The sequence below is a fragment of the Mesorhizobium sp. WSM4836 genome, from assembly GCF_055811815.1.
Genome location: NZ_JBVVQF010000009.1, coordinates 158686 through 180435 on the forward strand (window position 1 = coordinate 158686; position 21750 = coordinate 180435).

Below are 21750 nucleotides of genomic sequence, written 5' to 3' on the forward strand. Positions count from 1 at the left end.
AACTGAAGGCGACCGACCGCTTCGGCATGACATCGAAGCGGGCCGCCGGCGCCGACGAGCGGCTGGCCAGCACCGGCAAGCTGACCCAGTGGCTGCGCCGGCCGGAAGCCGGTGCCGCTGGTGGGCTGCTTGCGACGATCATCATCTTTGCCCTGCTGCCGGGCGCGGCGAACCTCTATTCGCTGCAGGGATCGATGACCTTCCTGACGCTGTCGGCGGAGCTCGGCATCGTCGCCACCGCGGCGGCACTTCTCATCATCGCCGGCGAGTTCGATCTTTCGGTCGGCTCCATGGTCGGCTTTGCTGGCGTCGTCATCGGGCTGACGGTGAAATACTGGGGCCTGCCGCTATGGGGCGGCATTGCCTGTGCCTTCGCCGTCGCCATCCTCACCGGCTATCTCAACGGCCTGATCGTGGTGAAGACGCGCCTGCCCTCCTTCATCGTCACGCTCGCCACGCTCTATATCCTGCGCGGACTGTCGATCGGCATCACCCGCGCCGTCACCGGCCGCACCCAGATCCCCTACATCCTCGAAGGCGCACCGGACCCGGCGACGGCCGGCATTTTCAACGGTCATCTGCTCACCGGCCTGTTCCACTGGATGGGCGCGCAAGGCTGGATCGCCACTCGCAGCGACGGCATTCCCTTCGTCGCCGGCATTCCGATGTCGATCGTCTGGTGGCTCGGCCTGACGGCGCTGGCCGGCTACGTGCTCACCCAGACGAAGTACGGCAACTGGATCTTCGCTACCGGTGGCGACCTGATCGCAGCCCGCAACGTCGGCGTGCCGGTCGATCGCGTCAAGATCAGCCTGTTCGTCTACACCGCCTGCGCGGCGACGCTGCTTGCCACCATCCAGGTGATGGAGGCGGGCTCCGCCGACACCACACGCGGCCTGCTCAAGGAATTCGAGGCGATCATCGCCGCCGTCATCGGCGGCGTGCTGCTCACCGGCGGCTACGGCACAGTCTATGGCGTGCTGTTCGGGGCGCTGATCTTCGGACTGGTGCAGATGGGCATCTTCTACACCGGCATCGACACCGACTGGTTCAAGGTCTTCCTCGGCATCGTCATCCTGATGGCCGTGCTGGTCAACAACTACATCAGGCTGAAGGCGCTGGGACGCGGAGGTGGCAAATGACTGCGCCAGCCCAAATGAGCGAACCGGCCCGAACGACCGAACCGGCAATGGAACTGCGCGGCGTCAGCGTCAATTTCGGCTCGGTGCGCGCCCTCCAGGACATCGACATCAAGGTTTATCCGGGCGAAGTCCATTGCCTGCTCGGCGATAACGGCGCCGGAAAGTCGACGCTGATCAAGGTTCTGTCCGGCGTCTACCGGCCGAGCAAGGGCGAAATCCTGGTCGACGGCAAGCCGGTCACCTTCCGCAGCCCGCGCGACGCGCAGGAGCTCGGCGTTGCAACGGTGTTCCAGGACCTCGGCATGATCTCGCTGATGTCGATCACCCGCAACTTCTTCCTCGGCCGCGAGCCGACCAAAAGCAGCCTGCCCTTCTCGCGCATCGACAAGGAGCGCGCCAACACCATTGCCAGGCAGGCGATGGCCGATATCGGCATCGACGTGCGCGACCCGACGCAAGCCGTCGGCACGCTGTCGGGCGGGGAGCGCCAGTCGGTAGCGATCGCACGCGCCGTGCATTTTGGCGCGCGCGTTCTGATCCTCGACGAGCCGACCTCCGCACTCGGCGTCCACCAGGCGGCAATGGTGCTGAAGTTCATCATCGAAGCGCGCATGCGAGGCCTGGCCGTGATCTTCATCAGCCACAACATCCACCATGCCTATCCGGTCGGCGACACCTTCACACTACTCAACCGCGGCCGCAATCGCGGCACCTACGCCAAATCGGACATCTCGCGCGACGAGGTCATCTCGATCATGTCGGGCGGCGAGGATCTGAAGGCGGTCGAGGCGGAGATTGCCGGCCTGCTCGCCCAGATCGGCAACCGGCCGCCTGCGGCGCCTTGAGCTGACAATCGACATTGCGGGGAATGATGGCATGAGCAGGTTACGCGTCGCGGTCGTCGGCGCCGGCATGATCTCGCAGGTCGAGCATATCCCCAATCTGCTGCGTCTCGGTGAATTGTTCGAGCTGGTCGGGGTCGCCGATCCCTCGAGGATTTCGCGGCAGTTCGTCACCGACACCCATGGCATTGCCAATTTCGAAACGATCGACCAGCTCTTCGACCAGCGCCTCGACGCAGTGGTGATCGGCTCGCCGGACCCACTGCATCACGAACAGGTCCTGGCGGCGTTGGCGCGCGGCCTGCATGTCTTTTGCGAAAAGCCGCTCTGCTATTCACTGGCGGAAATCGCCGAGATCGTCGCCGCACGCGACGCCGCCAGGAAAATCGTTCAGGTCGGCTATATGAAGCGCTTCGATCCGAGCTACCGGCTTGCGCTCGCTTCGCTGCCTGGCACATCGAGCACGCTGCGCGCGGTCTCGGTGGAAGTGAATGACCCCGACGCCTGGCCGTTCATAGCCCATCAGCCCTACAGGCGCGGCACCGATATCCCGAACGACATGATCGCTGCTGTCGCCGCCAGGCAGAAGCGCCAGGTCGAACACGCCATCGGTGTTCCCGTGACCAAGCTCGCTTTCCGTGGATTTACCGGCGCTTACAGCTCGGCCTTGATTCACGACGTCAATGCCGTCCATGGCCTGCTCGACGCGCTCGGCGTGCCGGACGGCGAGGTCGTCGGCGCGCAGATCTTCGCCAATGGCGACGGCGGCCAGGGCGCCGTCAAGCTGCTGGACGGACAGGCGCTGTGGACCATGACCCATCTTACCGTGCCGAAGCTCGCCGAATACAAGGAGCGGATCACGCTGTTCTTCGACGATGCCAGCCTGGAGCTCGAATTCCCCTCGCCCTGGCTCAGCCATCATCCGACCCGGCTGACGGTGACGACCTCGGACGGTCACACATTGTCGAAGAAAGATTTGCGTGCCGGCTATGCCGAAGCCTTCGTCGAGGAGATGCGTGGCTTCTGGGCGGCAATCGTCAATGGCGATGCCGTCGTCAACCCGCCCGAACACGCCGCCCGCGACCAAGAGCTGCTCCTCGGCCTGACCTGGCAGCATCTCGCGACCGCACCGTTCGACTAAGCGCTCAAAATCTAGAGCCGAACGGCAGCTACCTGGACTTGATGACCTCGTCGGTATTGGCCAACAGCTTGCGCACCGCATTGCGCGCCGCGTCCGGCCGCTGCAGGCGGATACTCTTCTCGATTGCCTCATGCAGCCTCTGCGCATGCTGCAAATCGTCGAGTTCCCGCGTCGTATAGGCAAACAGATGATCGAATGCCGATTCTATCAGCACGCCGAGCGGCACCAGCAGATCGTTACCCGAGGCGCGCAGGATGGCGAGATGAAACCGCGTGTCGGCGCGCGTGCGCTCCTGCAGGTTGGTCGCTTCGCCCATCTCGCGGCAGGCCTGGCTGATCTCGGCCATCTGCTCGTCGGTGCGCCGCATGGCGGCAAAGGCCGAGGCCTCCGGCTCGATGATGTGGCGGAACTCCTGCACGGTTCTCAGGAACACCTCGCGGTCCGGCGAGGTCGCATACCAGGCCAGCACGTCGCGATCGAGCAGGTTCCAGCGCTCCTTGGGCTCGACCCAACTGCCGATTTTGGGACGTGACGACAGCAAGCTCTTCGCCATCAGCATCTTGATGGCTTCGCGCACCGCCGAGCGGCTGACGTCGAAGGTCTCCGACCATTTGGCTTCGTTGGGCAGGATGGTTCCCGGCGGATAGTCGCCGCGCACGATCCTCAGCCCGATCTCGTTGGCGAGCGACGCATGCACGCTCGTCCCCGGCATGCGTGCCGCATCGGCCCGGCGGACACCGCTGGTGCGTTCGGCGAAAGCCTCGGCCGCTGTCTTTCCCTTATCCGGCTTCGCGTCCTGCATGGCTCCACAAAGTCCGGATTTGGGGGCGTGTCAAGGAGATGAAATCGACGGCAATATCTTCGTTTGGTTTTCCGCATCCGTCGCCTCGCCGGCACCGCGCTTTGCCGGCCGTTCACGCGGGAGCGGCAAACGACTTCTCATTGTCCCGACTGAATTCCTCGATCAGGAAATCAAGGAAGACGCGGATTTTCGGGGCAAGATGCTGCCGTGTCGGATAGACCGCGTAGAGTGTGGTTTCGACCTTGTCCCAGTCATCCAGGGCCGATTGCAACCGGCCTGCTTTCAGGTCGCTCTCGACATAGGGATGGGGGATCAGGCTGACGCCGAAGCCGGCGCGCAGCGCATCGCGCACGGCAAGGCTTGAGGACACCGAATATCGTCCGTCGATGGCGATCCGCTCGCTGCGGCCGTCCTTGCCGAACTCCCATATGTCCGCATGTCCCGAGAGGCTGAACCGGATGCAATTGGCCGCCTTCAAATCGGCAGGCGTTTGTGGCCGGCCATGCTTGTCGAAATAGGCCGGAGCTGCGCAAAGCACGTGCGGCATGACCGCAAGCTTTCTCGCGACCAGGCTGGAATCCTCGAGATTGTCGCTGCCGCGAATGGCAAGGTCAAATCCCTCGCGCACGATATCGACGCGCCTGTCGTCAAGGTGCAGGTCGAGTTTCAAATCGGGATAGCGCGATAGAAACGCGGGGATGGCAGCCGAAAGCCGGGTCAACGTGACGGTCATTGGCGCGCTGACCCGCAACGTGCCGCTCGGCGCGGTCTTGATCGGACCGAGGACCTGGTCGGCCCTGGCCAGCGCATCGAGCCCCTGCGTGACATGCTCGAGATAGATCCTGCCCTCTTGGGTAAGTGCCATACGCCGCGTCGTCCGATTGATGAGCCGCACACCCAGATGCGCCTCCAGCTCTGCGATGTTCTTGCTGACCGCCGGAGGAGAGAGACCCAGCCGCCGCCCGGCTTCGGCGAAGCTGTTCAGTTCCGCCACTTGGCGGAAAACCTGCAACGCGGTCAGGCGATCCATCGCACCATTCTCTTTCAGTAAACAATGTCTTGCAATTGTTGCATATTATCGCTCCGTGGTAAATTCTCTATCTGCTGTCCGAACGGCTTACTCAATTTCGGAATGACATGATGACGAACCCCACAATCTCCCTTATCGAGCGACGCATGTCGGCCAATCGGTTCGATGCCTCGCACGCATTGACGGATGCCGAGGTCGAGGAACTGGCACGTCTCGCAACACGCGCGCCAAGCGCCTACAACCTTCAGAATTGGCGGTTCATCGCGGTGCGGACGCCGGAAGCAAAGGCGCGGTTGCGCAGCGTGGCCCACGGCCAGGCCAAGGTGCAGGAAGCAGCCGTCACCTTCATCGTCTGCGGCGTACTGCCCGACCACGCCGCCCTCGATGCCAAGCTGCGTCCTTTCGTCGAAGCCGGCTTCATGCCGGCGGATATGGCTTCGGGCTGGCAGGAAGGCGCCCGCGCACAATATGCCGATCCTCAGGCAGCCCGCGACGAAGCGGTGCGCTCGGCAACGCTTGGCGCTGCAACGCTGATTTTCGCAGCCGAAGCGCTGGGGCTCGTCGCTGGTCCGATGGGAGGCTTCGATGCCGAAGGCGTGGCGCGCGAGTTCGGCCTTGGACTGAATGAAGTGCCGGTGATGCTCATCGCGGTCGGCCGCGCCGCGCCCGGAAACTGGCCGCAAAAGCCGCGCCGCGCTCTTGCCGAAGTACTGGAAATCTTATGAAAACGCGCCGTTTCGATCTGTTGCTTACAGCCGTTGCACCCGCGATATGGGGCAGCACCTATATCGTCACCACCCAGTTCCTGCCCAACTTTTCGCCGATGACGGTTGCAATGCTGCGTGCCTTGCCCGCCGGATTGCTGCTGCTGGCGATCGTTCGGCAACTGCCAACGGGCATCTGGTGGCTGCGCAGTTTCGTCCTCGGAGCCCTCAACATCTCGATCTTCCTGAGCATGTTGTTTGTCGCCGCCTACCGCCTTCCTGGCGGGGTCGCCGCGACGGTGCTGTCGGTCCAGCCGTTAATGGTGATTTTCCTTGCCGCTGCCCTGCTTGCCAGCGCTGTCCGACCGTTAGCGATCGTCGCCGCCCTTGTCGGCATCGCCGGTGTCGCATTGCTGGTGCTGACCCCGAACGCGACGCTCGATGCGGTCGGCGTTGCCGCCGGCCTCGCCGGGGCGGCCTCCATGGCCTTCGGAAGCGTATTGGCCCGTAGGTGGCAACCGCCGGTATCGCTGCTTACCTTTACGGCATGGCAGCTGACTGCCGGTGGTCTGCTTCTCGTTCCGGTGACGCTGCTTTTCGAACCGTCCATCCCGCTCCCGACCGCGGCCAACCTGCTTGGACTGGCGTGGCTCGGCCTGATCGGTGCGGCGTTGACCTATGTCCTCTGGTTCCGGGGCATTGCGCGACTGGAATCTGCAGTGGTGTCGTCGCTGCTTTTCCTCAGCCCGGTGACCGCGGTGCTGCTTGGGTGGGTATTCCTGGACCAGACGCTGACCTTGCCTCAGATCGCCGGCGTCGTTTTCGTCATCGGCAGCATCTGGCTGGCTCAACGCCCGAATCGCAACGAGTCCTGATGCATGTCGCGCAAAACTGTGCAGCGGTTTTGCGATACGACATGCATCAAAACAAGAACCTGAAGCGCGTAGCATGAGGCCGGTCGAACGCGACGCGTTTTAGGCCGCCGACTTGTGTCGGCGGATCGTTCGGCACTATGGTCCAGCGGCATAGCCGGAGAATCCGCCGATGCCACAACGCCCCTATGATGAGCGCCTGCTCCGTCAGGCGTTCGAAGTCGCGCGCAAGGCCCGCGATGCTGGCGAACACCCCTTTGGTTCGCTCCTCGCCGACAAGGACGGCAATGTGTTGCGCGAGCAGCCCAACGCTTACAAAGCCGGCGGGGGCGACCGCACCGCTCATGCCGAAAGGCTGCTGGCCTCGTGGGCAGGGATGAACGTCAGTCTCGAAAAGCTGGCCTCCTGCACACTCTACACTTCGGCCGAACCTTGCGCGATGTGCTCCGGGACAATCTATTGGGCGGGCATCGGACGGGTCGTCTTTGGCCAGAGCGAACATGACCTCAAGGCGTTGACGGGTGCACATGTCGAGAATCCCACGCTCGATCTGCCCTGCAGGATCGTCTTCGAAGCTGGGCAGCGTCCGACTGAAGTCGTCGGACCGCTGCTTGCCGACGAAGCGGCGCAACTCCAGGCCGAATTCTGGAAAGACAAGTAGGGTCAGCCCTCATTGATTCAGAGGTAGAGGCGACTGCCGACGTGGACAACGACCTGTGCAATTCCAGGAAAGTGTGAAACGGCTTTCCGCTCGGAATTGCGTCAAAACGAAAAGATAGGGTTCGGCGTTTCTGTGAGGCGATCAAACCATTCTAATTTAAAGGCCTGTCAGCAATTTCTTAAGTAGAGCATTAAGAGTTTCCTGCTCCGCCGCCGTCAGCACGGAGATTAGTTGCCCTTCCAGCGCCGCCATTGGACCGATCAAATCGTCTATCGCGCGCTTGCCACCAGTCGTCAGCGCAATTTGCTTGCCGCGCCGGTCGTTGGGATCGGGGCGTCGTTCAATCAGCCCGGCGCGCTCCAGCCGGTCCAGGCGGCTCGTCATGCCGCCCGAGGAGATCATTGCCGATTCGTAGAGCTGAGTGGGTGAGAGCATATAGGGTTCACCGGCGCGCCTGAGCGGCGTGAGCACATCGAATTCACCTACGTTCAGGCCTGCATCTTTGAGCAACGGGTTCATGTGATCGCGGATAACCCGCGCAGCGGCATCAAGCAGACGACCTACCGTTTCAACAGGTAGCAACGGAAGATCGGGGCGCTCGCGGGCCCATGCCTTAGCTGCGGCCTCGGCACGATCCATGGCAGATATTCCCTTGGCAAAAAAGCATCTTGCAATCAAGATACATCACATCTACTAACATTGCAGCAAGATAATAGCGCAACGCGCATCCCTGGAGAAGGCGAAATCGATGCCCAAAATGATTTTCGTGAACCTGCCTGTCCGTGACCTGTCGGCGTCGACGGCGTTCTACGTGGCGCTAGGCGGCACTGTGAACCCGCAGTTTTCAGGCGAGAAATCCACCTCGCTCATGTTCTCGGACACGATCGGGGTGATGTTGCTGACCCATGACCACTACCGCGAATTCACCACACGCCCGATCGGCGACGCAAGGCGCGACAGCCAGGCAATGATCGTCCTCACTGTCGATAACCGCGACGCCGTCGATGCAACACTGACCAGCGCGGTCGCGGCGGGCGGTCGCGCCGATCCCAACCCGGCACAGGATCTTGGCTTCATGTATAATCGCCACATTGAAGACCCAGATGGCTACGTCTGGGAAATCGTGTGGATGAACCAGACGGCGAACGCCTGAACGTAGGGTGTGGGCGCATCGGTCGTAGCGGGCCCTGAGCCTGGCCTCATGACGACAAGTGGGGCCCAGTGCCGGCTCCGCGTCAGGTCCGCCCGTCAGGTCGTCTTGACATATTTTCGCCAGCTGTGCTCCGGCCGGAAGCCGAGCATGTCGCGTGCCTTGCGGTTGGAGAGCAGCGTCTCGTATTCGCCAAGTTCACACTTGACCGGCACGTCGGGGTAAAACCGCTTCAAAAGTTCGGCCGTCGGCAGGTCGGACGAGGTATCGTCGTTGGCGGCATTGAACACCTGGTAACCGAGCCCGTCCTTTTCGATGGCGCGCAGCGTGATCTGGCCGAGGTCGCGCGCGTCGATATAGCTCCAGGCGATGCGCTTGCGGAAACCCGGATCGGCGAACCATTTCGGAAACAGCGAATATTCATGCGGCTCGATGACGTTGCCGATGCGCAAGGCATAGATGTCGGTGCCATCGCGTTGTGCAAATGCCCGCGCGGTCTTCTCGTTGACGACCTTGGACAGCGCGTAGCTGTCCATCGGATCGACGTCGTAGTCCTCGTCGAGCGGAAAATGCGTCGGATCGCGCGGCTCGTTGGCGAAGACCAGGCCGTAGGTCGTTTCGCTGGAGGCGATCACCACCTTGCGGATGCCGAGCTTTACCGCCGCCTCGATGACGTTGTAGGTGCCGAGCGCGTTGATACGGAACACCTCGTTGTCGGGCGTGATCATGATGCGCGGGATCGCCGCGAAATGCACCACGGCATCGACCGGCTGTGAACGCAGCGACGGGTCGAATTCATGCAGGCCCATATAGCTCGACAGCGCATTGAACACCTGCCCGCCGTCGGTGATGTCGGTGATCAGCGTGCGCACCTTGGGATTGTCGAGCGGCTTGGTGTCGATGTTGAGCACCTGGCAGCCCTGCTCGACCAGATACTGCACGACGTGGCGCCCGGCTTTGCCGCTGCCGCCGGTGAACATGATCCGCTTCGTCATTTTGCTCTCCACATTCCCTAAGATTCATGTGTATTGTCAGACAATATCGAACTCTGCAATCGCCTGCCACGGCATGCGGCAAAAACCCGCTTCAACAATTCGCCGGCAAGGTGCAGCGCCGTCATCCATCATTGCAAAATAGGACGAAACGACATGAACACGACCGCCGCGAGCGAAAAGATCGGCTTCATCGGGCTTGGCCTGATGGGGCACGGCATAGCGAAGAACATCGTCGACAAGGGCTATCCGCTGACGTTTCTCGGCCGCAAGAACCGCGCGCCGGCGCAAGACCTGCTCGGCCGCGGCGCCGAGGAAGCAGCGACCTCGCGCGACGTGGCAGTGGCATCCGATATCGTCTTCATCTGCGTCACCGGCTCGCGCGAGGTCGAAGCCATCATCCGCGGCCCGGGCGGCCTCAAGGAAGGCCTGAAGCAGGGATCGGTTGTCGTCGACTGCTCGACCTCGGATCCTGTCTCGACGGTGGCGCTGGCCGCCGAACTCAAAGGGCTCGGCGTCGACTATGTCGATGCCCCGCTCAGCCGCACGCCGAAGGAGGCCTGGGAAGGCACGCTCGACGCCATGGTCGGCGCGCCCGACACGGTCTTTGCCAGGCTGAAGCCGGTGCTCGAAACCTGGGCCGGTCGTATCGTCCATATCGGCGACACCGGCGACGGCCATCGCATGAAGCTGCTCAACAATTTCATTTCGCTCGGCTACGCAGCGATCTATTCCGAGGCGCTGGCGCTGGCGCAGAAGGTCGGCATCTCGCCGCCGCGCTTCGACAGCGTCATTCGCAACGGCCGCATGGATTGCGGCTTCTACCAGACCTTCATGCGCTGGACGCTGGAAGGCGACCGCGACGCGCACAAATTCACCATCGCCAACGCGTTCAAGGATCTTACCTATCTCGAATCGATGGCGGGTGCCGCAGGGATCGCCAACCCGCTCGGCAACGCCACCAAGAACGCCTTCGCCGGCGCCTTCGCGGCCGGCCCCGCCGACCAATATGTACCGATGCTGGCCACGCAGATCGGCAAGGTCAACGGCGTCGACCTCATGCCCACCAGGGATGGCAAGAAGCAGACGATTTGAGAACGTTGGGATTAACGTCTGGCAGTGTCGCAAAACACCAACATTCGACTGCCGCAGGCTAGTTCGTTTGCACAGAGGATTTGGTTCTTCGATTGAGCCCGAAAGGAACTGTAGACGTTCGCTGCCGACCAGCTACAGCCGCCAATCTCCAACGCTGGCGATTAGCCACATGCCACCACACCTTCGTCATCCCAGGGCGGAGCAGGAGCGAAGCGACGTCGCGAAGACCCTGGGATCCATGCCGTGACATCCGCCGAAGAATGCAGCGGCTCAGAGCGGCGCTTGCATCCGCCATTGCGCTCCTTGCCCTTCCACCATGACCGCGAGCCAGAAGCTGCTGAAGCGCTGGTTCCGCCAACGGGAGACTGAATTGATCGAAACGACCAGTCCCAGAGTGCTTCGAGCTTTTTCGTAGGGGGTGGCAGCGTTTGGTTCTGGTCCGCTGGAGCACTGCCGCAAGGTATCGGCATGGATCCCAGGGTCTGCGCCGCGTCGCTTCGCTCCCTGCTCCGCCCAGGGATGACGAAGGGAGGGTTTCGGCTAATCTCCTAAATTTGCGATTGCCACCGACAGGAATGATCGACCTTCGTTGCCGGTTGACCCGAGTTACACGCTATTCGGCCGAGAAACGATCGAATTAGCGCCTAGACCGGCCGATAACGTCATCTGTATTCGCGAGAAGTCTATGCACCCCAGCACGCACAACTTCCGATCGGAAGACGCCAGAAACAAAAAAACCCGCCTCGGGAGGCGGGTCGTTGGAGCCAATTAGCACCATACCCAAATTAATAGCATAGCTGCCGGCACAAAGCAAGAACAAAATACGCCGCGGCGGTAAAAATCCGCAGCTCCGGCGCAATCATCACCGCCGCGACCGCCCGATGACGTCGTCGGTGTTGGCGAGAAGCCTGTGCACCGCGGCGCGGGCTGCAGCCGGCCGTTGCAGGCGGATGTTCTTCTCGATCGCCTCGTGCAGCCTCTGCGCATGCTGCTGGTCGCTGGTTTCGCGCGTGACGAAAGCAAAGAGGTGGTCGAGCGCCGATTCGATCAGCACGCCGAGCGGCACAAGCAGATCGTTGCCCGAGGCGCGCAGGATGGCGAGGTGGAACCGCGTGTCGGCGCGCGTGCGCTCCTGCAGGCTGGTCGCCTCGCCCATCTCGCGGCAAGCCTGGCTGATCTCGGCCATCTGCTCGTCGCTGCGCCGCATCGCGGCAAAGGCGCTGGCCTCCGGCTCGATGATGTGGCGGAATTCCTGCACGGTTCTCAGGAACACCTCGCGATCCGGTGAGGTCGCGTACCAGGCCAGCACATCGCGATCGAGCAGGTTCCAGCGCTCCTTCGGCTCGACCCAGCTGCCGATCTTCGGGCGCGACGCCAAAAGGCTCTTCGCCATCAGCATTTTGATGGCTTCGCGCACCGCCGAGCGGCTGACGTCGAAGGTCTCCGACCATTTGGCTTCGTTGGGCAGGATGGTTCCCGGCGGATAGTCGCCGCGCACGATCCTCAGCCCGATTTCGTTGGCGAGCGAGGCGTGCACGCTCGAGCCGGGAAAGTGTGCTGCGTCGGCACGCCGAACGCCGGCCGGCCGCTCAGCCTCTGCCTTCAACTTGGCGGGTCGCTTTTTTGATGTCGCGTCCGGCATTGGTATTCCCCGGCAGCTGCATGTCGAAAACCCGAACTCAGCACATGACAAAGCAGCGGCCTACGCTCCAAAGCAGCGTCGCCTCGTGCGTTTTGGACGATGCGTGACGGGGCGCCCGCCGAACGGGCGCCCCGAAATTGCCGACCTACTTCTGGATGCAGGTGTCGACGGTGTCCTTGGTGCATTCGTCGAGGCCGGTGAACACCGGATCGGCGACCGGCTTGCCGTCGACCAGGTCGATCATCACCGAGGGCGCCTTGTAGCCCATCTCGAACGGCCGCTGGCCAACCAGTGCGGTCACCAGTCCGTCACGAGCAATCGCCACCTCGTCGCCGATGGTATCGGCTGCGCCGATGACAAAGGCGTTGCTGGCGATCTTGTCGGCCATCGGCTTGAACAGGTCGCGGTAGGGCTGCGGAGCGCCGAACAGCGGCCAGCCGCCCATGATGCCGAAGGCGTCGAGATCGGGATTGGCGGCGAGGATGTCGGTCATCGCCTGCACGCCCTTGGCGCCGTCGTCATTGGTGAACACCGGGCAGCCGGCAACTTCCGTCCAGCCGCCTTCGCCCGCCAGCGCCGCGAGGCCTTCCTTGCCCGAAAGCGCGTCACGCATACCCTGCGCGCGGCGCAGGATGTTGTCGGCCGCCGGATTGCCTTCGATCGTGCAGATCTTGCCGCCATTCGGCTTGGCCTTCTTGATGTATTCGCCGATCTTGTGACCCATCAGGTAGTTGTCGGTGCCGAGATAGGTCTTGCGCAGTGTGGCATCTTCCTTGCTGAGGTCGGCGTCGAGGGTCATGATCGGGATCGACGGATTGGCGCTTTTGATCGTCTGCGCGATCAATGGCGCGTTCGACGGCGAAATCGCCATCGCCACCGTGTCGGGCTTGCTCAGCATGTCCTGGACGATCTGGGCTTCACCGGCCTCGTCCGAGGTCGATGCCGGTCCGGTGTAGAAGCACTCGTATTCCGAGCTGGCGTTTTCCTTGTTCCATTTCTCGCAACCCTGGTGGATGGCCTCGAAGAATGGATTGTCGAGACCCTTCACCACGATGACGAGCTGTTTCTTGGCCATGGCCGGCCCGGCACCCAACGCCAAGACGGCGGCGGCAGCGAGCAACAGTGATTTCCTCATGTCAGTCCTCCCTTTTGAAACAAACGGACACCACGTGCCCGCCACACACAGATCGACCCGGAGCAAGATGACAGAGGACGTCGCACTCGTGTCGCCAAGCCAGGTCGATAAGCATTTTCATCTTCAGTCTCAGACTGGCACCGACAGATATCGCCGGTTTCCAGATCCCTGACCGACAACCCTCACCGATTTCTTCCGGCAATCCGGGAGATCGGCGCAAGCTCCTCCGACACTTAGCTAATATCGCCTTGTCACCGACGTCAATGCTATTTGTCCTACAAAACTGATTTTTCGAAAGAGGCCGTGGTTGACGCCAAGGTGGCTTATGCGTAAATGGGCAAAATCGCTGCTCCCGGGAGGAACTGGGGCGCGAAAGGCCGCGGCAGAACCGCGGGCCGCAAAGCACGGGGAGGCAAGAAGGCTGGTGGCGGTTCTCGAACTCACCAACATCTCGAAGCATTTTGGCGCCATCCAGGCGGTCAACGACGTTTCGTTGTCGATCGAGGCCGGACAGGTTGTCGGCCTGATGGGCGACAACGGCGCCGGCAAGTCGACGCTGGTCAAGATGATCGCCGGCAATTTCCCGCCGAGCCACGGCACGATGCAGATGGACGGCAAGGAGCTGATCCTGCACAAGCCGGTCGAGGCGCGCCAGCACGGCATCGAAATCGTCCATCAGGACCTGGCGCTGTGCAACAATCTGACGGCCGCCGCCAATGTCTATCTCGGCCGTGAATTGCGCCGCGGCGTCGGGCCGCTTCGCATTCTCGACTACGCCGCGATGTACAAACGTGCCGGCCAGATTTTTGCCGAGCTGAAATCCGAAACGCGCCCGCGCGATCTGGTCAAACAGATGTCGGGCGGCCAGCGGCAAGCGGTGGCGATCGCCCGCACCATGCTTTCGCAGGCCAAGATCGTGCTGATGGACGAGCCGACGGCGGCGATCTCGGTGCGCCAGGTAGCCGAGGTCTTGAACCTGATCCGCCATTTGCGCGACCAGGGCATCGCCGTCGTGCTGATCAGCCACCGCATGCCCGACGTTTTTGACGTTGCCGACCGCGTCATCGTCATGCGGCGCGGCCGCAAGGTCGCCGACAAGACGATCGCATCGAGTTCGCCGGAAGAAGTCACAGGGCTCATCACCGGCGCGATCGAACAGGTATGATTGACGCCTCAACCATGAGTAAAAAAGGTCGATAATGGCAGTCACCCTTGATCAGACGATCGCGCACAAGCAACACACCTTGCTGAGCAAGGTGTTTGCCAGCCAGACCTTCTGGGTGGTGATCGCGGTCATCCTCGCCTGCCTGTTCCTGTCGGTGGCTACGGATTCCTTCGCCACGACCAAGAACCTCTACAACATCACCCGCAACGTCACCTTCGTCGCCATCGTGGCGCTCGGCATGACCTTCGTCATCATCACCGGCGGTATCGACCTGTCGGTCGGCTCGGTGCTTTGCCTGTGCTCGATGGTGCTGGCCGTGACCATGCATGCCGGTTACGGCATCGAGATCGGCATTGGCGCCGCGATCGCGACAGCGCTGATCATCGGCGCCTTCAACGGGGTTCTGATCGCCTATCTCGGCTTTCCGCCCTTCGTGGTGACGCTCGGCATGCTGTCGATTGCGCGCAGCCTTGCCATGGTCGCTTCCAACAACACCGTCGTCTTCCAGTTCGGGCCGGACCACGACAAGCTGCTTGCGCTCGGCGGCGGCGCCTGGGTCTTCGGCATCGCCAATCCTGTGCTCTACATGATCGTGCTGGCGTTGATCACCGGTTTCGTGCTGCGCTGGACGAAATTCGGCCGGCACATCTTCGCCATCGGCGGGAACGAGCATGCGGCAACGCTGACCGGCGTTCCGGTGCGCCAGATCAAGGTTGTCGTCTACATGATCTCGGCGTTGGCGGCTGGCCTTGCCGGCATCATCCAGACCGGCTGGCTGGGCGCGGTCACCACAAATCTCGGAAACGGCATGGAGCTTCAGGTGATCGCCGCCACCGTCATCGGTGGCGCCAACCTGGCCGGCGGCATGGGCACAGCTTTCGGCGCGGTCGTCGGCGCGGCGCTGATCGAGGTCATCCGCAACAGCCTCGGCCTGCTCGGCATCAATGCCTTCTGGCAAGGCGTGTTCATCGGCGGCGCCATCCTGCTCGCCGTGCTGTTCGACCGCATCCGCAATTTCAGGCGCAACGACTGACGTTCAAGTCCCAATGTCCCCTTCTCCCCTTGTGGAGAAAGGGACGCGCTCCTATCGCCGAGTCTGAAAATCCGCCGGTGCGGCGCATGGCCGGCGCCCGGACGTGCACGTCCGTCTTGACGCAAGCCTAAACTGAGCCGCACAATCGCCCACAGCAGGCGAAGGGAGGCCAGTCGCCTGCGGGAGGATATACCCATGACGGAAGCGATCAGGCTCTACTGGGGCCGGTTCGGACATGTTTCTGTCCTGAACGTCGCCAGCGACTTCGTCACTCATGCCCATGTCGAGGCGCATATCATCATCTGGCTGGAAGGCACGGCCGGCGAGATGACCATCGGCCGCGAGACGGTGCGGCTTGGACCGGGCACTGCCGCCGGCATCAATTCCTTCCAGCCGCACAGCCACGCTCTGTCCCGCGACGGCACGCCCGGCCTGTTCCTCGCCTTTTACATCGATCCGGACTGGGCTCGAAGGCGCCGCGAGCTGCCTTCCTCCGCGCCACTGTTCTCCGCCCCGGCAATCACGCTCGAGCCTTGGCTGCACAAGGCAGCGGCCAACCTTCTCGACCATCTCAGCGACAATGAGAGCATCGACGACATCGCCAATTACGAGATCGAGCGCTTCATCGACAGCGTGCTCGATGCCGCCGAAGCCTCCGCACCGCATACGGTGCGCGCCCGCGTCAACACCATGCAGGATTTCCGTGTCCGCAAGGCGATCCAGCTGATGAAAGCCAATGTCTGCGAGCGCATCTGCTTCGACGACGTGGCGCGCAGTGTCGGCCTGTCGCGGCCGCATTTCTTCGCCCTGTTCAAGGAACAGACCAATCTGACGCCTAACGTCTATTGGAACACGCTGCGCATGGAGGAAGCGGTGCGGCAATTGCAGTGGTCGCAGGAGCCGCTGATCTCGGTCGCCTGCAATCTCGGCTTCACCACCCAGGGCAATTTCTCGCGCTTCTTCCGCGATCATGTCGGCGTCCCGCCGACGCTTTACCGCGAGGCGGCGCGGGCGATCAGCTGAGCGCCCGTTTTTCAGACTAATTGATACGCGTTCAAGACGCATTGATAAGCGCCGCGGAACCCGCCGCCCTACCCTCCCAAACAGCTGATTTGCAAGGGAACGATCAAATGGCGAAAGTCACCATCTCCAGCGTCATCGACGCGCCGGTCGAAAAGGTTTGGGCGCGCATACGCGACTTCAACGGTCTGCCGACCTGGCACCCGCGCATGGTCGAAAGCCACATCGAGGACGGCAAGGATGCCGGCACGATCGGCTGCGTACGCAATTTCCAGCTCGCCAGCGGCGCCCGTCTCCGCGAAAAGCTGCTCGATTTTTCCGACGAGAATTTCCTCGTCAGCTACTCCATCCTGGAGACGCCGCAGCCGCTCACCAACCACAAGGCAACGCTGCAGTTGCGGCGGGTGACAGACGGCAACCGCACCTTTGCAGAATGGACTGCCAGCTTCGATGCGCCCCCAGAGGAAGCCGACAAGCTGGCCGAAGGCATGGGCGCAAACGTCTTCCAAGGCGGCTTCAACGCCCTGAAGGCCTATTTTGCGGGCAAGGCTGAGCTGACTTGAGCTGACAAACAGGAGCGTTCCATGGCGCTTGCACTGCAGACTTTTCCGACGGTGGAGGACGCCGGCGCGGCGCTGAAGGCCGCCGGCACCCGCTATCTCGGTGGCGGCACACTGGTCGTGCGCGCCGCCAATGAAGGCGACGTGTCGATTTCCGGTTTCATCCGGTCCACCGAACCGGCACTGTCGGTTATCCGCATTTCCGGCGGCGAGGTCCGCATCGGCGCTTCGGTGACCATGGCGGCGGTCGCCGGTCACCCGGATCTTGCTCCGCTGGCCCCCGCCGCGCGCGCCGTCGGCGGACCGGCGATCCGCAACATGGCGAGCGTCGGCGGCAATCTCTTCGCGCCAACGCCTTACGGCGATTTCACCGTTGCACTGCTGGCGTTAGACGCAACCGTCAGCACAGGCGACGGCGAACTGCCGATCGAGACCTTTCTGGCAAAACGCGAAAGCCACCACGCCATCGTCACTGCGGTCGGCTTCACGCTTCCGAACGAAGGCCGCTTTCGTTTCCTGAAAGTGTCGCGGATCAAGCCAAAGGGTATTTCGGTGCTGAGCATCGCGACCGTGCTGGAACGCGCACCGGACGGCACCGTGTCGTCCGCGCGGATCGCGCTCGGCTGCATGGCCGACCGGCCGATCCGTGCCAGCGCGGCGGAGAAAGCCTTGATTGGCCGCAAACTCACCAGCGACGGCATCGCACCGGCACTGGCTGTTGCCCGCGACGGCACTTCGCCGCCAACCGATCCGATCGCCAGCGCCTGGTATCGCAACGAAGTCCTGCCGGTCCATCTCGGCCGGCTGCTGCTCGCCTGAAAGCCGATGGCGCGCACCTGGCTGCGGCGCAAGGAGTAAAAGATGGCAAAGGTCCCGGTTCAGTTCACGCTCAATGGCGCCGAAAAGGCCGAGTTCATCGACAGCGGCACGACGCTGCTTCACGCGCTGCGTGACAAGATCGGCGACACCTCGCCGAAGGGCGGCTGCCATCAAGGCACATGCGGGGCCTGCTCAGTCATTATCGATGGCGAGCTCAGGCTGTCCTGCCTGACGCTGGCGGAGACCTGCAACGGTGCGGCCATCACCACGACGTCGGGGCTTTCGGAAGGCGGCGTGCTGCATCCGCTGCAACGCGCTTTCCTCGATGCTTTCGCCACGCAATGCGGTTTCTGCACGCCGGGCATGATCATGGCAGCCAAGGTGCTGCTCGATCACACGCCGAACCCCAGCCGCGAGGACGTGGTCGAGGCGCTGTCGGGCAATATCTGCCGCTGCACCGGTTACGAGCCGATCATCCAGGCGGTGCTGACCGCGGCGCGGTCAAATTCGCAGAACGCGGCTTAAGGGAGTCAAAAAGATGGAACTCCGCAAGAGCTATTTCGCCGACCAGCGCAAGGACGATCTGCACGAGATCGGCCAGCCGCGGCCGCGTTCGGATTCACCCGGCCATGTCACCGGCAAGACCACCTATTTCGCCGACCGCAATTTTCCCGGCATGCTGCATTTGAAGATGGTGCGCAGCCCGCACCATCACGCCCGCATCCGCAGCATCGATACGTCAGCAGCGGAAAAGCACCCAGGCGTCGTTAAGGTGCTGACCGCGAAGGATGTGCCGCACAATGTCTACACCATCCTGATCCTGATCCAGATCGGGCCGGAGGACGAAACGGTGCTGGCCGACGGCAAGGTGCGCTGGAAAGGCGAGGCCGTGGTGGCGGTGCTGGCCGAGACCGAGCGCGCCGCGCAGGAAGCCGCCGCCAAGATCAAGGTCGACTACGAAGTGCTGCCGGCCGTCTTCGACATGGAGGAAGCGCTGAAGCCCGGCGCGCCGATCGTCAACGAATATCACGGCCGGAACTATTACCTCTACGACAGTGGCGAATGCCGCAAGGTGCGCTTCGGCGATGTCGAGGCCGGCTTCGCCGGAGCCGACCACGTGCTCGAACAAACCTACCAATCCTCGCCGATCGAGCATGCGCCGACCGAGACGACAGGCTGCATCGTCGCACCGGAGGGCAATGACCGCTTCACCTGCTACACCAACACGCAGGCGATGTTCTTCACCCTGGACAACGCCTCGATCATCCTGCAGATGCCCGGCAACAAGCTGCATTTCGTCGGCGGCACCGTCGGCGGCGGTTTTGGCGGCAAGGTCGACGTCATCGTCGAGCCGATCGCCATCCTTGGCGCCAAAATAACAGGACGACCGGTCTGTTTTATCTACAGCCGCGAGGAAGAGATGCAGATTTCCTCGCCGCGCGCCGCCGAGAAGGTCGTCATCAAGGACGGCGTCATGAAGGACGGCCGCATCGTTGCGCGCAAAGTGACCGGCTACACCGATGCCGGCGCCTATTCGCGGCATTCGCCCTACGGCGCGCAGAAAGGTGCTGGCCACTACCCCGGCCCTTACACGATCGCGAACGTCTGGATCGACACTTATTGCGTCTACACCAACCGCACCCCGTCCTCGGCGATGCGCGGCTTCGGCGTCACTATCGGCGATTTCGCGCTTGAGGTGCAGATGGACAAGCTCGCCCGGCTGATCGGCATGGACCCGCTCGAATTCCGCTTCATCAATGCCTACCGCGACGGCGACATGAAGGCGCATCGCCAGCCGACCGAGGGAGCGGCGCTGATCGAATGCATGCAGGAAGCCTCACGCGCCGCCAACTGGCCGGTGGCGGAACAATTCATGGCTATGTCGTCTTACGCGAAGGGAGCTTGAAATGGCGATCAGGCGCGGGCGCGGCATCGCCGCTATCAACTATCCGACCGGCATGAATCTCGGCGGCGACCCGACCCAGGCGCTGGTCCATTCGACGCCGACCGGCAATTTCATGGTCACGCTCTCCAGCGTCGACCTCGGCCAGGGCATGAAGCAGATCATGGCGCAGATCTGCGCCGAGACGATCGGCGTGCCGACCGACCGTGTCGTCGTCGACACCGCCGACACCGACACCGGCCCGCACTGCATGGGCACCTTCGCCTCGCGCGGCACCCACCGCGCCGGCAATGCCGTCATCCAGGCGGCCAGGGAAGCCCGCCAGGTGATGCTGGAAGTGGCGGCCGAGGAACTGGAGGTAAACGCCTCGGACCTCGAGACCGACGGCCTGGGCAACATCCTGGTCAAGGGCGCGCCGCAAAAATCGATCTCGATCTTCGATGTCGCGCTGTCGGCGCATTTCAAGCGCGGCCGTTCGATTTCCGGCCGCGGCATGCTTTTGATCCCACGCTCCTATCCGGAAAAAGAAACCGGCGCGATGAAGCCGTCTACCTGCTACGCGCACGCCTGCACGGTGGCGGAGGTCGAGGTCGATGACGAGACCGGCGAGGTCACGGTGCTGACGGTGAAGAACGTCTTTGAGATCGGCCGCGCGCTGAACCCGAAAATGGTCGAACAGCAATTGGTCGGTGGCTCATGGATGGGCATCAGCCATGCGCTCTACGAAACGACCGAACCGTATTATCCCAACCGCGACCATGGCGGCACCGACTTCAACCAATATCTGATGCCGGGTCCTGGCGATCTCGCGCAAACCGAGATCATCGTGCTGGAGAGGCCCTCGGCGGACGGGCCGTACGGCGCCAAGGGGCCGGGGGAAATGTGCGCTAACCCGCAGATCCCGGCGGTGGCCAACGCCCTCTTCGACGCGGTCGGTGTGCGCATCGACACGCTGCCGATCACGCCGGAGCGCATCCTGCGGGCGCTGAAGGCGCAAGCCGACGCGTCGAATTGAGTGCTGGAATGCCCAAGGCAAACGCCCGGACCAGAAGCGCCGAGACAGTCGCGACCTCGCCGGAGGCGGTGGCGTCCCGCCTCGCCGCCTCGCGCTATCTCGCCGATGAGAGCCTGGCCACCGCCATCTTTCTGGCGATCCGGCTGGGCAAGCCGCTGCTGCTCGAAGGCGCGCCCGGCGTCGGCAAGACCGAAGCGGCGAAGGCGATTACCGACGTGCTCGGGCGCGACCTAGTGCGGCTGCAATGCTATGAGGGCATCGACGCCGCACATGCGCTCTACGAATGGAATTACCAGCGCCAGTTGCTCGCCATCCGCCATGCCGGCGAGCACGAGATAGACATCTACGACGACCGCTTCCTGATCGCTCGGCCGCTGTTACAGGTGCTTAAGGCACCGGAAAAACGCGTGCTGCTGGTCGACGAGATCGACCGTTCCGATCATGAATTCGAAGCGCTGCTGCTGGAATTCCTGTCCGATTTCCAGATCAGCATTCCCGAGCGCGGCACCATTCGCGCGACGGCGCAGCCGATCGTCATTCTGACCTCGAACCGCACCCGTGAACTGGCCGAAGCGCTGCGGCGGCGCTGCGTCTACCACTGGATCACCTATCCCGACGCCGGGCGCGAAGCCGAGATCATCATGCTGCGCGCCGGCGATGTCGCCGAAGCCACGGCGCGCGCCGTGGCTGCCGCCGTGCGCGACATTCGCGCCCGTCCGCTGGCCAAGCCGCCCGGCATCGCCGAGGCGGTCGAATGGGCCAACGCCGCGACCATCCTCGAAAAAGGCGGCAGTCCGTGGCCGGAAGCGTTTCGCCGCGCCATCGGCGTGCTGATCAAGGACGAGGAGGACCTTTCCTGCATCGCGCCCGAGCTCGGCAAGATTGTCGAGGAGGCGCTGGCTTGATGCGCGACATCAACGATCCCCGTTCGCCTGTTTCGCGGGAGCCGTCGAGGTCGGCGGGACAGCGCCCCCCTCTGTCCTGCCGGACATCTCCCCCACAAGGGGGGAGATTGGACGCCCCCGAG

Annotated in this window: 23 protein-coding genes; 17 read left to right on the top strand and 6 right to left on the bottom strand. The window is 62.9% G+C overall.

The genetic code is table 11. The annotated features are described in order from the left end of the window. The first annotated feature begins 26 nt into the window (after window positions 1–26). The 3 genes from AC0L2P_RS13495 to AC0L2P_RS13505 are packed head-to-tail and all read left to right on the top strand — an operon-like array spanning window position 27 to window position 3125. On the top strand, window positions 27–1142 hold the full coding sequence (locus tag AC0L2P_RS13495) for an ABC transporter permease (protein WP_352456268.1): 1116 nt from the start codon (window positions 27–29) through the stop codon (window positions 1140–1142). 14 nt (window positions 1143–1156) lie between these two features. Continuing rightward, window positions 1157–1987, top strand: coding sequence for an ATP-binding cassette domain-containing protein (locus tag AC0L2P_RS13500; RefSeq protein WP_473501806.1), 831 nt, complete (start codon window positions 1157–1159; stop codon window positions 1985–1987). Between the two features lie 31 nt (window positions 1988–2018). Next, window positions 2019–3125, top strand: a complete 1107-nt coding sequence (locus tag AC0L2P_RS13505; protein WP_473501731.1) for a Gfo/Idh/MocA family protein — start codon at window positions 2019–2021, stop codon at window positions 3123–3125. A 28-nt stretch (window positions 3126–3153) separates the two neighbouring features. Here AC0L2P_RS13505 and AC0L2P_RS13510 read toward each other — a convergent pair whose 3' ends face one another. Then, the gene (locus AC0L2P_RS13510) at window positions 3154–3927 is read right to left on the bottom strand and encodes a FadR/GntR family transcriptional regulator (RefSeq protein WP_473501732.1); all 774 of its coding nucleotides are present in this window, start codon (window positions 3925–3927) and stop codon (window positions 3154–3156) included. A 112-nt stretch (window positions 3928–4039) separates the two neighbouring features. Next, window positions 4040–4957, bottom strand: coding sequence for a LysR family transcriptional regulator (locus AC0L2P_RS13515; protein ID WP_473501733.1), 918 nt, complete (start codon window positions 4955–4957; stop codon window positions 4040–4042). Between the two features lie 110 nt (window positions 4958–5067). Between AC0L2P_RS13515 and AC0L2P_RS13520 the strand changes: the two genes are divergently transcribed. From AC0L2P_RS13520 to AC0L2P_RS13530, 3 genes are all read left to right on the top strand, one after another. Further along, window positions 5068–5682, top strand: a complete 615-nt coding sequence (locus AC0L2P_RS13520) for a nitroreductase family protein (protein ID WP_473501735.1) — start codon at window positions 5068–5070, stop codon at window positions 5680–5682. Continuing rightward, the gene (locus AC0L2P_RS13525; RefSeq protein WP_473501736.1) at window positions 5679–6536 is read left to right on the top strand and encodes an EamA family transporter; all 858 of its coding nucleotides are present in this window, start codon (window positions 5679–5681) and stop codon (window positions 6534–6536) included. Before AC0L2P_RS13520 ends, AC0L2P_RS13525 begins: the two co-directional genes overlap by 4 nt. 169 nt (window positions 6537–6705) lie before the next feature. After that, window positions 6706–7194: a nucleoside deaminase gene (locus AC0L2P_RS13530; RefSeq protein WP_473501737.1), complete on the top strand. Its 489-nt coding sequence runs from the start codon at window positions 6706–6708 to the stop codon at window positions 7192–7194. A 156-nt stretch (window positions 7195–7350) separates the two neighbouring features. Here the strand turns inward: AC0L2P_RS13530 and AC0L2P_RS13535 are convergent, their stop codons facing one another. Further along, entirely contained in the window at window positions 7351–7833 is a 483-nt protein-coding gene (locus AC0L2P_RS13535; protein WP_473501738.1) for a MarR family winged helix-turn-helix transcriptional regulator, read from the bottom strand. Between the two features lie 109 nt (window positions 7834–7942). Here AC0L2P_RS13535 and AC0L2P_RS13540 point away from each other — a divergent pair, with 109 nt between their 5' ends. After that, window positions 7943–8347, top strand: coding sequence for a VOC family protein (locus tag AC0L2P_RS13540; RefSeq protein WP_352815684.1), 405 nt, complete (start codon window positions 7943–7945; stop codon window positions 8345–8347). Between the two features lie 95 nt (window positions 8348–8442). On the opposite strand, the gene AC0L2P_RS13545 is transcribed toward AC0L2P_RS13540, so the two are convergent. Beyond that, window positions 8443–9339 carry an NAD-dependent epimerase/dehydratase family protein gene (locus AC0L2P_RS13545; protein ID WP_473501739.1) on the bottom strand — a complete coding sequence of 299 codons (897 nt, stop codon included), beginning with the start codon at window positions 9337–9339 and terminating at the stop codon, window positions 8443–8445. Window positions 9340–9492: 153 nt separating this feature from the next. Between AC0L2P_RS13545 and AC0L2P_RS13550 the strand changes: the two genes are divergently transcribed. Continuing rightward, window positions 9493–10431, top strand: a complete 939-nt coding sequence (locus tag AC0L2P_RS13550; protein WP_473501740.1) for an NAD(P)-dependent oxidoreductase — start codon at window positions 9493–9495, stop codon at window positions 10429–10431. A gap of 862 nt (window positions 10432–11293) precedes the next feature. Here AC0L2P_RS13550 and AC0L2P_RS13555 read toward each other — a convergent pair. Both AC0L2P_RS13555 and AC0L2P_RS13560 read right to left on the bottom strand, forming a co-directional pair. Continuing rightward, a complete protein-coding gene (locus tag AC0L2P_RS13555; protein WP_473501741.1) occupies window positions 11294–12073 on the bottom strand; it encodes a FadR/GntR family transcriptional regulator in 780 nt (259 codons plus the stop codon). Between the two features lie 145 nt (window positions 12074–12218). After that, window positions 12219–13208: a sugar-binding protein gene (locus tag AC0L2P_RS13560; RefSeq protein WP_473501742.1), complete on the bottom strand. Its 990-nt coding sequence runs from the start codon at window positions 13206–13208 to the stop codon at window positions 12219–12221. Between the two features lie 424 nt (window positions 13209–13632). On the opposite strand from AC0L2P_RS13560, the gene AC0L2P_RS13565 reads away from it, so the two are divergent. From AC0L2P_RS13565 to AC0L2P_RS13605, 9 genes are all read left to right on the top strand, one after another. Further along, the gene (locus AC0L2P_RS13565; RefSeq protein WP_473501743.1) at window positions 13633–14373 is read left to right on the top strand and encodes an ATP-binding cassette domain-containing protein; all 741 of its coding nucleotides are present in this window, start codon (window positions 13633–13635) and stop codon (window positions 14371–14373) included. Window positions 14374–14407: 34 nt separating this feature from the next. Beyond that, window positions 14408–15406: an ABC transporter permease gene (locus tag AC0L2P_RS13570; protein ID WP_254820532.1), complete on the top strand. Its 999-nt coding sequence runs from the start codon at window positions 14408–14410 to the stop codon at window positions 15404–15406. 195 nt (window positions 15407–15601) lie between these two features. Then, complete coding sequence (locus tag AC0L2P_RS13575) at window positions 15602–16429, top strand: helix-turn-helix domain-containing protein (protein WP_473501744.1); 828 nt, start codon at window positions 15602–15604, stop codon at window positions 16427–16429. Between the two features lie 107 nt (window positions 16430–16536). Then, the gene (locus AC0L2P_RS13580) at window positions 16537–16989 is read left to right on the top strand and encodes an SRPBCC family protein (protein WP_473501745.1); all 453 of its coding nucleotides are present in this window, start codon (window positions 16537–16539) and stop codon (window positions 16987–16989) included. Between the two features lie 21 nt (window positions 16990–17010). Then, a complete protein-coding gene (locus AC0L2P_RS13585; protein WP_473501746.1) occupies window positions 17011–17805 on the top strand; it encodes an FAD binding domain-containing protein in 795 nt (264 codons plus the stop codon). Between the two features lie 42 nt (window positions 17806–17847). After that, window positions 17848–18330, top strand: coding sequence for a (2Fe-2S)-binding protein (locus AC0L2P_RS13590; RefSeq protein ID WP_473501747.1), 483 nt, complete (start codon window positions 17848–17850; stop codon window positions 18328–18330). Between the two features lie 13 nt (window positions 18331–18343). Beyond that, window positions 18344–19711 carry a xanthine dehydrogenase family protein molybdopterin-binding subunit gene (locus AC0L2P_RS13595; protein WP_473501748.1) on the top strand — a complete coding sequence of 456 codons (1368 nt, stop codon included), beginning with the start codon at window positions 18344–18346 and terminating at the stop codon, window positions 19709–19711. Between the two features lies 1 nt (window position 19712). Next, entirely contained in the window at window positions 19713–20723 is a 1011-nt protein-coding gene (locus tag AC0L2P_RS13600) for a xanthine dehydrogenase family protein molybdopterin-binding subunit (protein WP_473501749.1), read from the top strand. 8 nt (window positions 20724–20731) lie between these two features. After that, window positions 20732–21628: an AAA family ATPase gene (locus AC0L2P_RS13605; protein ID WP_473501750.1), complete on the top strand. Its 897-nt coding sequence runs from the start codon at window positions 20732–20734 to the stop codon at window positions 21626–21628. Window positions 21629–21750: the final 122 nt, after the last annotated feature.

Coding starts and splice junctions, on each gene's coding strand:
- AC0L2P_RS13505 (WP_473501731.1), top strand. CDS start 2,019: ATGAGCAGGTTACGCGTCGCGGTCGTCGGCGCCGGCATGATCTCGCAG.
- AC0L2P_RS13495 (WP_352456268.1), top strand. CDS start 27: ATGACATCGAAGCGGGCCGCCGGCGCCGACGAGCGGCTGGCCAGCACC.
- AC0L2P_RS13515 (WP_473501733.1), bottom strand. CDS start 4,957: ATGGATCGCCTGACCGCGTTGCAGGTTTTCCGCCAAGTGGCGGAACTG.
- AC0L2P_RS13550 (WP_473501740.1), top strand. CDS start 9,493: ATGAACACGACCGCCGCGAGCGAAAAGATCGGCTTCATCGGGCTTGGC.
- AC0L2P_RS13590 (WP_473501747.1), top strand. CDS start 17,848: ATGGCAAAGGTCCCGGTTCAGTTCACGCTCAATGGCGCCGAAAAGGCC.
- AC0L2P_RS13595 (WP_473501748.1), top strand. CDS start 18,344: ATGGAACTCCGCAAGAGCTATTTCGCCGACCAGCGCAAGGACGATCTG.
- AC0L2P_RS13570 (WP_254820532.1), top strand. CDS start 14,408: ATGGCAGTCACCCTTGATCAGACGATCGCGCACAAGCAACACACCTTG.
- AC0L2P_RS13540 (WP_352815684.1), top strand. CDS start 7,943: ATGCCCAAAATGATTTTCGTGAACCTGCCTGTCCGTGACCTGTCGGCG.
- AC0L2P_RS13585 (WP_473501746.1), top strand. CDS start 17,011: ATGGCGCTTGCACTGCAGACTTTTCCGACGGTGGAGGACGCCGGCGCG.
- AC0L2P_RS13510 (WP_473501732.1), bottom strand. CDS start 3,927: ATGCAGGACGCGAAGCCGGATAAGGGAAAGACAGCGGCCGAGGCTTTC.
- AC0L2P_RS13545 (WP_473501739.1), bottom strand. CDS start 9,339: ATGACGAAGCGGATCATGTTCACCGGCGGCAGCGGCAAAGCCGGGCGC.
- AC0L2P_RS13600 (WP_473501749.1), top strand. CDS start 19,713: ATGGCGATCAGGCGCGGGCGCGGCATCGCCGCTATCAACTATCCGACC.
- AC0L2P_RS13580 (WP_473501745.1), top strand. CDS start 16,537: ATGGCGAAAGTCACCATCTCCAGCGTCATCGACGCGCCGGTCGAAAAG.
- AC0L2P_RS13520 (WP_473501735.1), top strand. CDS start 5,068: ATGACGAACCCCACAATCTCCCTTATCGAGCGACGCATGTCGGCCAAT.
- AC0L2P_RS13500 (WP_473501806.1), top strand. CDS start 1,157: ATGAGCGAACCGGCCCGAACGACCGAACCGGCAATGGAACTGCGCGGC.
- AC0L2P_RS13525 (WP_473501736.1), top strand. CDS start 5,679: ATGAAAACGCGCCGTTTCGATCTGTTGCTTACAGCCGTTGCACCCGCG.
- AC0L2P_RS13535 (WP_473501738.1), bottom strand. CDS start 7,833: ATGGATCGTGCCGAGGCCGCAGCTAAGGCATGGGCCCGCGAGCGCCCC.
- AC0L2P_RS13560 (WP_473501742.1), bottom strand. CDS start 13,208: ATGAGGAAATCACTGTTGCTCGCTGCCGCCGCCGTCTTGGCGTTGGGT.
- AC0L2P_RS13605 (WP_473501750.1), top strand. CDS start 20,732: ATGCCCAAGGCAAACGCCCGGACCAGAAGCGCCGAGACAGTCGCGACC.
- AC0L2P_RS13575 (WP_473501744.1), top strand. CDS start 15,602: ATGACGGAAGCGATCAGGCTCTACTGGGGCCGGTTCGGACATGTTTCT.
- AC0L2P_RS13555 (WP_473501741.1), bottom strand. CDS start 12,073: ATGCCGGACGCGACATCAAAAAAGCGACCCGCCAAGTTGAAGGCAGAG.
- AC0L2P_RS13530 (WP_473501737.1), top strand. CDS start 6,706: ATGCCACAACGCCCCTATGATGAGCGCCTGCTCCGTCAGGCGTTCGAA.